Genomic DNA, 13,069 nt, shown 5'->3' on the forward strand with positions numbered 1-13,069 from the left:
TCTTGTCAAAGCCACGCCTCAACTCACACAGCCGCTACAAACCCATCCAGCACGCGTTTCTGGCCGGCCTTGTCGAAGTCGATGGTCAGCTTGTTGCCTTCGATGGCCGCGATGTTGCCGTTGCCGAATTTCTGGTGGAAGACGCGGTCGCCGACGTTGAAGGGGGAGGGCTTGTCGGCCACGGATTTTGCGACCAGTTCGCCGTCGATGGTGCGGCCCTTTACGCTGGTGCGGCCGGCGCCGTAGCCGGAGTCTGTCTCGCCATAGCCGATGCGTTCGATCTGATGGCCCGAGCGCGTGCCCCAGTTGCGGTCGGTCGCCTCGGTGCGGTTGGCCTGCGCGCGCTGCCAGCCCGGTGTCGAATAGGTGTTGGAGAAGGCGCCGGATTTTTCCGTGCCGCCCGAATTGCCGCCGATATTGTCGAAGCGCGAGGCGCCATACGGGTTCTGTCTTCCTGCCCCTTGGCTGCCGCCACGGCCGGACGCGAACGAGCCGCCGCCATAGGGATTGCCGTAGCCGCCGTAGGAATTGCCGGCTTCGGCGACCTCGACATGGGCTTCCGGCAGTTCCTCGAGGAAGCGCGACGGAATGGTCGATTGCCAGAGGCCGTGGATGAGGCGGTTGGAGACGAACCAGATATGCAGGTTCTTCTTGGCCCGCGTCAGGCCGACATAGGCGAGGCGGCGCTCTTCCTCGAGCCCCGAACGGCCGCCTTCGTCCAGCGCGCGCTGATGGGGAAACAGGCCTTCCTCCCAGCCGGGCAGGAAGACGGTCTCGAATTCGAGGCCCTTGGCCGAGTGCAGCGTCATGATGGAAACGGCATCGAGCCCGGCATTCTGCTCGGCATCCATGACCAGCGCGACATGTTCGAGGAAGGAGCGCAGCGACTCGTACTCCTCCATCGAGCGGAGCAGTTCCTTCAGGTTCTCCAGCCGGCCGGGGGCTTCCGCCGAACGGTCGTTCTTCCACATGTCGGTGTAGCCGCTCTCTTCGAGAATGGTCTCGGCGAGCTCGGTGTGCGGCGTGGTTTCCAGCGCCTTCTGCCAGCGTTCGAAATTGGCCGCGACCTCGCGCAGCGCGGCGCGCGGTTTCGGCTTCAGCTCGTCGCTTTCGGCGAGCGTGCCCGCCGCCTCCAGCATCGGGATGCGCATGCCGCGCGCCGTGTCGTGGATCTGCCGGATGGTCGCTTCGCCCAGGCCGCGCTTGGGCACATTGACGATGCGCTCGAAGGCGAGGTCGTCGGTGCCGTTGGCGACGACGCGGAAGAAGGCCAGTGCGTCGCGGATTTCCATGCGCTCGTAAAAACGCGGGCCGCCGATGACGCGATAGTTCAGGCCGAGCGTGATGAAGCGGTCCTCGAAGGCGCGCATCTGGAAGGACGCGCGGACGAGGATCGCCATGTCGTTCAAATTGTGCTTCTGGCGCTGGTAGGCCTCGATGGTCTCGCCGATGGCGCGGGCTTCCTCCTCCGAATCCCAGGCGGCGTGGACGTTGACCTTGCCATCCTCGGGATCGTTGCGGTCGGTGAACAGCGTCTTGCCGAAACGGCCCTCATTGTAAGCGATGAGATGGGAAGCGGCGCCCAATATGTGTGCGGTCGAGCGGTAGTTGCGTTCCAGCCGGATGATGGTGGCGCCGGGAAAATCCTTGTCGAAACGCAGGATGTTGTCGACCTCCGCGCCGCGCCAGCCATAGATCGACTGGTCGTCGTCGCCGACGCAGCAGATGTTAACGGTGGCCCTGTCGCGCGAGGCGCCCCCCTCTGTCCTGCCGGACATCTCCCCCTCAAGGGGGGAGATCGGCTTGCCTTCCGGCCGCTGCGCGAGCAGCCGCAGCCACATGTACTGGGCGGTGTTGGTGTCCTGGTACTCGTCGACGAGGATGTATTTGAAGCGCCGGTGATAGTCCTTCAGCACATCGGGATTGGCGCGGAAGATGCGGATCGGATGGCAGAGCAGGTCGCCGAAATCGCAGGCGTTGAGCGTCTGCAGACGCTCCTGATAGGCCTTGTAAAGCTCGCGGCCCTTGCCGTTGGCGAAGCTGCGCGCATCGCCCTCGGCGATGTCGGCCGGACCCTGGCCCTTGTTCTTCCAGCCGTCGATCATCTGGGCGAACTGTTTTGCGGGCCAGCGCTTGTCGTCCAGGCCCTCGGCCTGGATCAACTGCTTGATCAAGCGCACGACGTCGTCGGTGTCGAGGATGGTGAAGTCGGATCTCAGGCCGGCAAGCTCGGCATGGCGGCGCAGCAGCTTCACGCCGATCGAGTGGAAGGTGCCGAGCCATGGCATGCCCTCGACATTGCCTTCGCCGATCAGGATGCCGATGCGCTGCTTCATCTCGCGCGCGGCCTTGTTGGTGAAGGTCACTGCCAGGATCTGCGAGGGGAAGGCCCTGCCGGTGGCGAGGATGTGGGCGATGCGGGTGGTGAGCACGCGAGTTTTGCCGGTGCCGGCGCCGGCCAGCACCAGAACCGGGCCTTCGGTGGTCTCCACCGCCAGCCGCTGCTCGGGGTTCAGCCCCCTGAGATAGTCCGGCGCATTGTTCTGGCCGCCGCGGGCGGCCATGGCGCGCGCGGCAATGCCCGACGGGGCCGTGGGCCGCGCATTGGGTTCGTCGAAAAAGGGCATGTCTTCGGAAAAGCCGGACATCTCCCCCGAATGTAGTGATTCGGGAGGGAAAGACCAGAACTGTCTACGTTTTGTTCCGCTAAAGTGCCTGATAAGGCCACTCGAGCGATATGGCGGCCGCGTTGTGAACAACCGCAGGGGGACAAGGTTGCCGCCGCGGACCCATGACCTACGCTTGACAGGCGCGGCGGTCGGGAGAAAGTTGCGTACGGGGCAGCACGCAATGCCGGGTTGCCTAAGGCCGCCTCCATGCGCGCAACAGTCGAAGGAGTATCATCTTGGCTGTCACCATCACCTCCCTCGTCCTCTTCCTCATCGGCCTGGCGCTTGGCGCCGGCGGTATCTGGTTGGCTTCGCTGGGCGGCAGTTGGTACTACATCATCGTCGCTCTCGCCTTCCTGGTCGCCGCCTGGCTGCTCTACCGGCGCCGTTCCACTTCGCTCTGGCTCTACGCGGCGATCGTGCTCGGCACGCTTGCCTGGGCGGTCTGGGAAACCGGCTTCGACTGGTGGGAACTCGGCCCGCGCGGCGGCATCATCGTGCTGGTGGCGCTGTGGCTGCTGACGCCGTGGGCGCGGCGGGGCCTTGCCGGTCCGGACGGCCGCGCGCCACTGATCCTGGCCGTGCTGGCATCGCTGGCGGTGGCCGGCTATTCGATGACCACGGACCCGAAGGACATAGGCGGCGCGCTCGACACCGACAAGGTGATACCCAACGCCAATCTCGGCGGCGATGTGCCGGCGGGCGAATGGCACTATTACGGGCGCACGCAGTTCGGCCAGCGCTATTCGCCGCTCGACCAGATCACACCGGATAATGTCGCCAATCTGCAGCCGGCCTGGACCTACCGCACCGGCGACGTGAAAGGTCCGGACGATGTCGGCGAGACCACCTACCAGGTGACACCGCTCAAAGTGGGGGACACGCTCTATATCTGCACGCCGCACAATTTCGCCATCGCGGTCGATGCGGCGACCGGCAAGGAGAAGTGGCGCTACGATCCCAAGATCAAGCTCGACAAGGACCGACAACACCAGACCTGCCGTGGCGTCTCCTATTATGCCGATGCCGCCGGCGCCGCCGGCCAGCCCTGCGCGACGCGCGTCTATCTGCCGACCTCGGATGCGCGGCTGATCGCGCTCGACGCCGCCAACGGGCAGGTTTGCCCGGCCTTTGCCGAGGGCGGCACGCTCAATTTGTTGACCAACATGCCGTATCCGAAGTCCGGTTATTACTACTCGACCTCGGCGCCGCTGATCGCGGGCGGCAAGATCATCGTCGGCGGCGCGGTCAACGACAATTACTCGACGCAGGAGCCGTCCGGCGTCATTCGCGCCTATGATGCGAGCACCGGCAAGCTGCTATGGAACTGGGATTCCGGCAATCCGGACCAGACAACGCCGCTGGCGGCCGGCCAGACCTACACCGCCAACTCGCCCAACATGTGGTCGACGCCGAGCGCCGACGAAAAGCTCGGCCTGCTCTACGTGCCGCTCGGCAACCAGACGCCGGACCAGCTCGGCATGGGCCGCAGCGCCAATGTCGAGAAATTCTCCTCCTCGATCACCGCGCTCGACCTCAACACCGGGCAGTTGAAATGGGTGCGCCAGACCGTGCACCATGACCTCTGGGACATGGACGTGCCGGCGCAGCCGAGCCTGGTCGACATCACCAAGGCCGACGGTTCCGTCGTGCCCGCGCTGGTCGGGCCGACCAAGCAGGGCGACCTCTACGTGCTCGACCGGCGCACCGGCGAGCCGGTGATTGCGGTCAACGAGGTGCCGGCGCCCGGCGGCGCCATCGAGGGCGACCATACGTCGCCGACGCAGCCGGCGTCGGACCTCTCCTTCAATCCGAAGCCACTGACAGGTGCCGACATGTGGGGGATCACCATGTTCGACCAGCTGGCATGCCGGATCGAATTCCAGGGCCTGCGTTATGAGGGCCGCTACACGCCGCCTTCCGTACAGGGCTCGCTGATCTATCCCGGTAATTTCGGCACCTTCAACTGGGGCGGGGTAGCGGTCGATCCGGTGCGGCAGGTGATGTTCGGCATGCCGACCTACCTGGCATTCAAGTCACAGCTCATCCCCCGCGACCAGGTGCCGCCGCCGGATGAGGGGCGCGGCAGCGAACAGGGGCTGAACCGCAATGAGGGCGCCCCCTACGCGGTGGTCATGGGGCCATTCCTGTCACCGCTCGGCATTCCGTGCCAGGCGCCGCCCTGGGGCTATGTCGCCGGCGTCGATCTGAGGACCGGACAGATCGCCTACAAGCATCGCAACGGCACCGTCTACGACATGACGCCACTGCCGTTGCCGCTGAAGGTCGGGGTGCCCGGCATCGGCGGGCCGATGATCACGGCCGGCGGTGTCGCCTTCCTGGGCGCCGCCGTCGACGACTATCTGCGCGCCTATGACCTGACTTCAGGCAGGCAGCTCTGGCGGGCGCGGCTGCCCGCCGGGGGGCAATCGACGCCGATGACCTATACGGTCGCGGACGGGCGCCAGTTCGTGGTCATCGTTGCCGGCGGCCACGGCTCGGTCGGCACCAAGCCTGGCGATTATGTGATGGCCTACGCGCTGCCCAAGTAAGGGGCGGGGTCCAGTTTTCGCGACGCTAGCGCCGCCCCTCATCGGGCACTTCTCCCCGTATAGTGACGGGGAGAAGGGGCTGGACGCAACCGCGGCGCCTTCTTGCATCATTGGGGATTAGCGAAATCGGCGATGACAGCGCCCCTCTCCCCGTCACTATACGGGGAGAGGATGCCGGCAGGCAGGTGAGGGGCAGCGCCAGCCATGGTCAGCAAAGCGTCGCAATGCAGGACGTTTTTCTGCCTTCGACCGGGCGGCCGGCGTCGCCGTCTTAGCCGAGCCCCAGATGGCTCTTCAGGCTGGGCACCGAGCCGAGCACCTGGTTGGTCAAATCGGGGCCGGCGGCTGCCTCGGCCTGCTGGACCAGCGTCTCGCCTGCCTTCTGGATCTGCGCCATGTCGAGGCCGGATGCCTTGAGCGCGGCGAGGCCGTTGACCAGCGCGCCGGCTTTCTCGCCGAGAACGCCGCCAAGCGCGCCTTGCAGCGAGGACAGGAAGCCGCCGCCGCCGGCCGGGGCGGCCATGACGTCGTATTTCTGCGCCAGCGCATCGGCGCCCGGAATCTTGGCGAAGAAGGAGGAGGCGCTGGTGCCTTCGGCCTCATGCTCGAGGACCGAGAAAATGGTGCCGACGACCTTTTCGGTCGTAGCCTGGTCGAGACCGGCCTTCTGCGAGACGGTGTTCACGATGTCCTGGACGTCCATGACTTCACCTCACCTTGGGTTTTCGTGTTTGCCGGATGACGCTGGCGGCTGCGTACCTTGACCATGGACTTGCGGCTCGCCGCAACAACGGCCGCGCGCATCGCCAGAACGGCGGCCGCAGCCATGAAAGCTGTTGCGAGCATCGGCGAGGCCATGGTCATCGGCATTGTTCCTTCCAGATCGCGCCTAGAGCGGTTCAGAGTTTGATAGAACCTCTGCCCCGCTCTAACTTCTTGTTTTTACGCAATTCCCAAGGGGAAGCGCTACGCGCTTCTCCCGGGAAAACCGCTACGCACTTTTCCTGGAATTGCTCTACCGTGACCGCCAAGGGCGGCCGAGCCAGTTTCCCCCACTATTGTGGCAGCGCCATCAAGATTTTCACCGATGACAAAAACGTGATGATCTTCAGCGGCCTGACTGGCGGCCTTCGAGGCAGCGAGGTGTCACCGTCCGGTGGACGATGAGAGGCTCGCCCCTATCTTGCGGACGGCAAGGAAACCGAAGTCAAGACACCGAGATCGAGGAAGCCCATGACCGACGTCACCACCAAGCCCGTCATCACCCAGGCGATGATCGACGCCTATGACGAATACACCCATCTGACGCTCGATCGCCGTCGCTTCATGGAGCAACTGACCAGGCTTGCCGGATCGGGCGCGGCGGCGGCCGCGATCGCGCCGATGCTGGCTGCGAACTCCGCCCAGGCGGCAATCGTGGCCGAAAACGATGCCCGCGTGAAAGGCGAGGACATCAGCTATCCCGGCAGCGGCGGCGAGATGAAAGGCTATCTGGTCAAACCGGCAAACCATACCGGCAAGCTCGGCACGGTCATCGTCATTCATGAAAACAGGGGGCTCAACCCGCATATCCGCGACGTCGCCCGGCGTGTGGCGCTGGAAGGGTTCGTGGCGCTCGCGCCCGATTTCCTGTCGCCGCTCGGCGGTACGCCCGCCGATGAGGACAAGGCGCGCGACATGTTCGGGAAACTCGACCCGGCGCAGACCGTGGCCAACGGCGTGGCGACGGTCGCCTTTCTCAAGGCCGACAAGGACGGCAACGGCAAGGTCGGCGCCATCGGCTTCTGCTGGGGCGGCGGCACGGCCAACATGCTGGCCGTCAATGCGCCCGACCTCGCCGCCAGCGTCGCCTATTACGGCATGCAGCCGAACGCCGCCGACGCCTCTAAGATCAAGGCTGCGCTGCTGCTGCATTATGCCGGCCTCGACCAGCGCACCAATGCCGGGATCGATGCCTTCAAGAAGGAGCTCGACGCCGCCCACGTCGAATACACGGTCTATGTCTATGAAGGCGCCAACCATGCCTTCAACAACGACACCTCGGCGGCGCGCTACGACAAGAAGGCGGCCGATCTCGCCTGGGGCAGGACCGTCGCTTTCCTCAAGCAGAAGCTGGCTTGATCGTCGTCACCTTCCCGGCGCCCAGACCGTCTCGAAAGCCGGCGACAAGGTGAAGCCCGCCGGTCGCTCCGATGTCGGCGGCGGGCGCCGCACGCCTTCCTGCAAATAGCGCAGGGCCGAAGTCACCCCGTGGACCGTGTAGGGCTTGGCAATGACCCCGATCGCGCCGGCGAAATGGTCGGGAATGCGCTTCGGGTTTGCGGTCATGAAAACGACCATTGAGTTCTTCCTGTCGTCGATATATTCGGCGACATCGATGCCGGTCGGGCCGTCGGTGAGGTGGATGTCGACAAAGGCGATGTCGGCCCGCGTCGAATCAACCACCTCCCTTGCTTCGGCCAGGGATGTCGCCCAGCCCACCACACTGTGGCCGGCGTCCTGGACAAGGCTTTCCAGCTCCATGGCCAGCAAGGCCTCATCCTCCACGATCAGGACCTTGAGAGGCTCATTCATGACAGGTTCCCTTTGTGCTGTGGTCCGTTGGGCATCGAAATGACAACGCGAGTGCCGGGACCGGCATCGCGCCACTCGATGTCGGCGCGCAATTGGCGTGCAAGCGACTTGATCAGCCGCATGCCGAAGGAGGCGTCCCCATTGGCGTCCGCCATGCCGACGCCGTCGTCCGAGACCTCGATGTTCAAATGGCCGTCCGGCTGGCTCATCTTGATGCCGATGCTGCCCGATCTCGTGCCATCCGGCCCTTCCTTGAAGGCATGCTTGAGTGCGTTGGTGAGGAGCTCGTTCACCATCAATGCCACCGGCGTTGCCTTCTCGGCTGGGATGATGATGGACTCGAGATCGAGTTTCGGATTGATTTCCGAGCGTCCCGAAGCCGTGAGCAGCTCGGAGACGAGATCCCTGGCAAAATCCGAGACATCGAACTTGCTGACGTCCTTGGATTGGTAGAGCCGGCGGTGCACGGTGCTGAGCGCCTCTATGCGTTCCAGCATCGTACCCAGCGAGCGTTTCAGATTCTCGTCACTGACGGTCCGGCTCTGCATGAGGATGAGCGAGGAGATCATCTGCAGGTTGTTCTTCACGCGATGATCGACCTCGTGCAGCAGCGTGGTCTGCGCCTCGAGCGCCGCCTCGAGTTCCGCAGTACGTTCCCTCACGGCTTTCTCGAAGCGATCCTTGTCCGCGGTGATGCGATGTTCCGAACGCTTGCGGTCTGAAACATCGAGCTGGGAAGCAAAGAAGAATTGCAATTCGCCTTTGTCGTTGGAGACAGGGCTTATGTAGAGCGCGTTCCAGAAGCTCGAACCATCCTTGCGGTAGTTCAGGATATCGACGCTAAGATCGGTCTCGTTCTCGATCGCGGCGCGTATCTCTGCGATGGCGGCCTTGTCGCTCTTGGGGCCCTGCAGGAAGCGGCAGTTCTTGCCGATAACTTCATGGCGCTCGTATCCCGTCAGGCGCAGGAAGGCGTCGTTTGCAAAGACGATCGGATTATCCTGCCGGCGCGGATCGGTAATGATCATTGACATCCGCGTGGCACGGATGGCCGCCGCGAAGGGGTCGCCCTTGCCTTGCTCGACATGAAGGTCGTCGGTCATGTGCCATGCGTCGGCGGGTTCCCTGGTCTTTTTCCAGTCCATCGCGTCGCTCCAAGCCATTTTTCGTGGGAGACAACGGCTCAAAGTCGGATTTGGTTCAATCTCGAACGGCCTGTCGCAGTTCGTCGCAGGTGGGAACCAACGGATGCTTTTTGCAACCGACTGGGAGGAAAGGGATTTCTCGACTAGCCGGCGGAGGCCGGCTTGTGGAAGGCGACACCGGCCACCACCAGGGCGATGCCGATGCAGTCGGCCGGACCGGGGATCTGACGCAGCACCACGACTCCGATCACTGTCGCGGTGACCGGCAGCAGGGACAGCATCAGCGCGAAACTCGAGCGCGGCAACCGCGCCATGGCGAGTTGATCGCAGGCATAGGGTATGACCGAGGAACAGACGCCGACGCCGATGGCGGCAATGAGCAGCGGCGGCGAGAAGAAGGCGGGCAGCGCGTCGGTGAAGCCGATCGGCAGCACGACGACGAAAGCGACCGCCATGGCGGCACCCAGGCCGGCGATGCCGTCGGCGGCGCCGGTGCGGGCGACGCGGTGGCCAAGCATGATGTAGCCGACAAAGAGCGCGCCGTTGAGGAAAGCCCAGAACAGCCCGATCGGGTCGCTTGACCATCTGACGTCGGTCAACAGCAAGGTGCCGGTGACGGCTATGGCAAGAGCGACCAGATTGCGGGTGCTCCTGAGGCCGACCAGCGCAATGCCGATGGTGCCGACGAATTCGATCGCCGCCACCAACGAGATCGGCAAGCGGTCGAGCGCCAGGTAGAACGAGCAGTTCATCACCGCCAGGCAAGCGCCGAAGGCCAGCAACAACAGGCGCGTCCGAGTATCGGTTCCGACGAAGGTTCGCCAGGGCCGCGTCAGCGGCGCGAAGATCAGCGCCGCTGTGGCGATGCGCAGCCACGCCATGCCGAGCACGCCGACATGCGGGAAAAGCAGCACGGCGAAGGCCGGCCCGAGATAGTGGAAGACCGCGCTGACCGCGAACCAGAGATGCGGTGGCAGTCTCGTCGCCAGGCTGCCCGGGCCGGCAAGAGCAGGCCTGGTGGCATCGCGACCGGCAGTCGGGACTTGCGCCTGGTCATCCATCGGCGCAGTATCGCAGGCGATCTTTCCGGTTTATATGGACGATGAGCAGCAAGTCCGGTCATTTCTTTCCCGGAAGCAAGGATTTTTCCATGAAACGCCTTCGAAGCGAAAGCGTCGACCTCGACGCCGCCGACATGAAAATATTGCGCTTGCTGGAAGAGGACGCGCGCATCAGCACGGCGGAGTTGGCGCGCTCGGTCGGCCTGTCGGCGCCGAGTGTGGCCGAGCGCCTCAAGCGGCTGCAGGAGAACGGCGTGATCGAAGCTTATTCGGTCAGAATCAATCCCGCGGCGCTTGGCCTGAAACTGTCGGCATGGCTGCGCATCCGGCCGGTGCCGGGGCAATTGGCGGTCGTGGCCGAGATCATCCGCTCCCTGCCCGAGATCGCGCAATGCGACCGGGTGACAGGCGAAGACTGTTTCATCGCGCTGGCGCATGTCGGCTCGGTAGCCGAACTCGAACGGGTGATCGATCGCATCATCCCCCATGCGATGACCAACACGGCGATCATCCAGTCGTCGCCGGTGATCGCGCGCTCGCCGCTGGCGGCGATCAAGCGGCAGGTTTGATCTCGGTGAGATATTGCTTGAGAAAAATGTCAGCGCCAGACGGCGATCGAAATCGCTTGCCTCAGGCGTGGCCGCGCTTCAGGCGGGCGCGTTTCAGGATGCTGCGCCAGCGAATCATGTCGAATGGGATCGGTTCGTTGTTGTTGGCGATGTGAAAGATCTCGTTGTCGACATTCTTGAGCGAACGCCAGAAATCATAGTCTGATATGCGCGGATCGGCCGCCAGCCTATCCACCTCGACCTTGATGTCGGTTTTCATGCACGTCCCTCGAACCGGCTTCGCCCCGCCGCCCGTAAACAACCCTGGTGCGGACGTTTTCGACCGCTCCGCTGAGTCGTTCAACGGCTCAATTGGCTTGTTCCCGTTAAAACCTCGGTAAGGTTAATGTGGGTCCAGGACCGCTTCAAGCGCCGGCGCCAGTCGATTTGAGGGGGCCGGCGATTTTGGTTCGCGGGTGTGGCTTTGAAGTCGTTCCGTCCTCGAATTTGCCCTAGCCCTGCTTGCGCCTGATTCCGATCGAGCGCCCGGCGCGTTCGGGCATTGGCAGCACCGAATGGGCGGCGCGCATGGCTTCGATCCTGGCCAGCACATCGGCCGGGAAGGGCGCCACCTTCGGCCCCGACATGTCGACATGCAGCGACAGGGTCTCGGACGTGGCGGCGAGCCAGCCGTCGACATGGCGGATTTCCTGGTAGGCCCTGAGCCGCTTCTCGTCATGGTCGATGAGTTGAAAGGAGACCATGACCTTGTGGTCCAGGTGCAACTCCTGCACGTAGCAAACATGGACTTCGGCGGTGTAGATGGTGAGCCGCCGCTCTTTCACATAGTCCAGGCCCATGCCCATCGCCTCGAAGGCCTCGTCCGAGCAGCGGTCGAACAGCACGTTGTAATAGGCCATGTTGAGATGGCCGTTATAGTCGATCCAGTCCTTCTCGATGTCCATGGGCTTGGAAACGAAGGGGGCGAGGATGGACATCGAAACTTCCTTGTTCTGGTGCTGGACAGAGCGTGGTCGTGGAGACTACGCATCCATAATCGCATGACAAGCATGCATGCTGGTCCATTCGCGGAGGATTCCATGGCTCTGAGCGACCTCAATCCGGTCGAACGCAACGAGGAAGGCATCGCGGCCGTACTCGGCATCCTCAAGCAGCGTCTGGGCGAGCGCTTCCAGACCGGACAGGCGATCCGCTCGCAGCACGCGCATACGACCACCTATATTCCGACGCAGGCGCCCGACGGCGTCGCTTTCCCGGAGACGACGGCCGAGGTGCAGGAAATCGTGCGCGCCTGCGCGGCACATCGCGTGCCGGTGATCGCGTTTGGCGTCGGCTCGTCGCTCGAAGGCCACACCAACGCGCCGGGCGGCGGCATCTCGGTCGATACGTCGCGGATGAACCGCATTCTTGCGGTCAATCCGCAGGATCTCGACTGCACCGTCGAACCCGGCGTGACGCGCGAGGACCTGAACCGGCATCTGCGCGACACCGGCCTGTTCTTCCCGATCGATCCGGGCGCCAATGCCTCGCTCGGCGGCATGGCGGCGACGCGGGCCTCCGGCACCAATGCGGTCCGCTACGGCACGATGCGCGAGAACGTGCTGTCGCTGACCGCCGTGATGGCCGACGGCGAGACCGTGACGACCGGCAAGCGGGCGAAAAAGAGCTCGGCGGGCTATGACTTGACCAGGCTGCTGGTCGGATCCGAAGGCACGCTCGGCATCATCACCGCGCTGACCTTGAAGCTGCAAGGCATTCCGCAGGCGATCTCGGGCGGCGTCTGCCCGTTCCCGAGTGTCGAGGCGGCCTGCAACGCAGTGATCGCGACGATCCAGATGGGCATTCCGGTGGCGCGCATCGAGCTGGTCAACGCGCTGCAGATGCGGGCGATGAAGACTTATTCCAAGCTCGACTATCCCGAGAGCCCGTGCCTGTTCGTGGAATTCCACGGCAGCGACGCCGGCGTTGCCGAGCAGGCCGAGACCTTCGGCGTGATCGCCGAAGAAAATGGCGGCGGGCCGTTCCTGTGGACCAGCGTCGCCGAGGAGCGGACCAAATTGTGGAAGGCGAGGCACGACGCCTACTGGGCCTCGCTGACCTTGCGGCCGGGCGCCAAGGGCCTGTCGACCGATGTCTGCGTGCCGATCTCGCGCTTTGCCGAATGCGTCACCGAGACCGAAGCCGATATTGCCGAGATGGGCCTGATCGCGCCGATCGTCGGCCATGCGGGCGACGGCAATTTCCATGTGCTGGTGCTGATGGATGTCAACGATCCCGAGGAAATCGCGCTGTCGGAAAAGTTCGTCGCACGGCTCAACATGCGGGCGATCGCCATGGAGGGCACCTGCACCGGCGAGCACGGCATCGGCCAGGGCAAGATCGGCTTCCTGCGCCACGAACTTGGCCATGGCGTCGACATCATGCGCACCATCAAACAGGCGCTCGATCCGCAAAACATCATGAATCCGGGCAAGATCCTGCCTGACATGGGCTAAGGGC

12 protein-coding genes are annotated in these 13,069 nt (G+C 64.0%); 4 read left to right on the forward strand and 8 right to left on the reverse strand.

The window, feature by feature from the left end:
- Positions 1 to 23: 23 nt before the first annotated feature.
- On the reverse strand, positions 24 to 2,648 hold the full coding sequence (locus tag EN850_RS23275) for a UvrD-helicase domain-containing protein (RefSeq protein WP_136092345.1): 2,625 nt from the start codon (positions 2,646 to 2,648) through the stop codon (positions 24 to 26).
- 257 nt (positions 2,649 to 2,905) lie between these two features.
- On the opposite strand from EN850_RS23275, the gene EN850_RS23280 reads away from it, so the two are divergent.
- A complete protein-coding gene (locus EN850_RS23280; protein WP_136092346.1) occupies positions 2,906 to 5,221 on the forward strand; it encodes a glucose/quinate/shikimate family membrane-bound PQQ-dependent dehydrogenase in 2,316 nt (771 codons plus the stop codon).
- 271 nt (positions 5,222 to 5,492) lie between these two features.
- Here the strand turns inward: EN850_RS23280 and EN850_RS23290 are convergent, their stop codons facing one another.
- Both EN850_RS23290 and EN850_RS23295 read right to left on the reverse strand, forming a co-directional pair.
- On the reverse strand, positions 5,493 to 5,924 hold the full coding sequence (locus EN850_RS23290) for a hypothetical protein (RefSeq protein WP_127277585.1): 432 nt from the start codon (positions 5,922 to 5,924) through the stop codon (positions 5,493 to 5,495).
- The gene (locus EN850_RS23295; RefSeq protein ID WP_189591217.1) at positions 5,903 to 6,091 is read right to left on the reverse strand and encodes a hypothetical protein; all 189 of its coding nucleotides are present in this window, start codon (positions 6,089 to 6,091) and stop codon (positions 5,903 to 5,905) included. The genes EN850_RS23290 and EN850_RS23295 overlap by 22 nt, the downstream gene beginning before the upstream one ends.
- Positions 6,092 to 6,454: 363 nt before the next feature.
- Here EN850_RS23295 and EN850_RS23300 point away from each other — a divergent pair, with 363 nt between their 5' ends.
- The gene (locus EN850_RS23300; protein ID WP_127277583.1) at positions 6,455 to 7,342 is read left to right on the forward strand and encodes a dienelactone hydrolase family protein; all 888 of its coding nucleotides are present in this window, start codon (positions 6,455 to 6,457) and stop codon (positions 7,340 to 7,342) included.
- A 6-nt stretch (positions 7,343 to 7,348) separates the two neighbouring features.
- Here the strand turns inward: EN850_RS23300 and EN850_RS23305 are convergent, their stop codons facing one another.
- The 3 genes from EN850_RS23305 to EN850_RS23315 form a co-directional block, all read right to left on the reverse strand.
- Positions 7,349 to 7,795, reverse strand: coding sequence for a response regulator (locus EN850_RS23305; protein WP_127277581.1), 447 nt, complete (start codon positions 7,793 to 7,795; stop codon positions 7,349 to 7,351).
- Positions 7,792 to 8,940 (reverse strand): histidine kinase dimerization/phosphoacceptor domain -containing protein, encoded by a 1,149-nt coding sequence (locus EN850_RS37760; protein WP_127277578.1) that lies wholly within the window; start codon positions 8,938 to 8,940, stop codon positions 7,792 to 7,794. Before EN850_RS37760 ends, EN850_RS23305 begins: the two co-directional genes overlap by 4 nt.
- A 143-nt stretch (positions 8,941 to 9,083) precedes the next feature.
- Positions 9,084 to 10,001 (reverse strand): DMT family transporter, encoded by a 918-nt coding sequence (locus tag EN850_RS23315; protein ID WP_136092348.1) that lies wholly within the window; start codon positions 9,999 to 10,001, stop codon positions 9,084 to 9,086.
- A gap of 89 nt (positions 10,002 to 10,090) precedes the next feature.
- On the opposite strand from EN850_RS23315, the gene EN850_RS23320 reads away from it, so the two are divergent.
- Positions 10,091 to 10,570: an Lrp/AsnC family transcriptional regulator gene (locus EN850_RS23320; RefSeq protein ID WP_127277573.1), complete on the forward strand. Its 480-nt coding sequence runs from the start codon at positions 10,091 to 10,093 to the stop codon at positions 10,568 to 10,570.
- Between the two features lie 61 nt (positions 10,571 to 10,631).
- Here the strand turns inward: EN850_RS23320 and EN850_RS23325 are convergent, their stop codons facing one another.
- Positions 10,632 to 10,829 carry a hypothetical protein gene (locus EN850_RS23325; RefSeq protein ID WP_015317249.1) on the reverse strand — a complete coding sequence of 66 codons (198 nt, stop codon included), beginning with the start codon at positions 10,827 to 10,829 and terminating at the stop codon, positions 10,632 to 10,634.
- Between the two features lie 232 nt (positions 10,830 to 11,061).
- Entirely contained in the window at positions 11,062 to 11,547 is a 486-nt protein-coding gene (locus EN850_RS23330; RefSeq protein ID WP_135928355.1) for a thioesterase family protein, read from the reverse strand.
- Positions 11,548 to 11,649: 102 nt separating this feature from the next.
- Between EN850_RS23330 and EN850_RS23335 the strand changes: the two genes are divergently transcribed.
- Positions 11,650 to 13,065: an FAD-linked oxidase C-terminal domain-containing protein gene (locus EN850_RS23335; protein WP_136092349.1), complete on the forward strand. Its 1,416-nt coding sequence runs from the start codon at positions 11,650 to 11,652 to the stop codon at positions 13,063 to 13,065.
- Positions 13,066 to 13,069: the final 4 nt, after the last annotated feature.

This window comes from Mesorhizobium sp. M8A.F.Ca.ET.207.01.1.1, from assembly GCF_004794715.1.
Classification (GTDB): Bacteria; Pseudomonadota; Alphaproteobacteria; order Rhizobiales; family Rhizobiaceae; genus Mesorhizobium.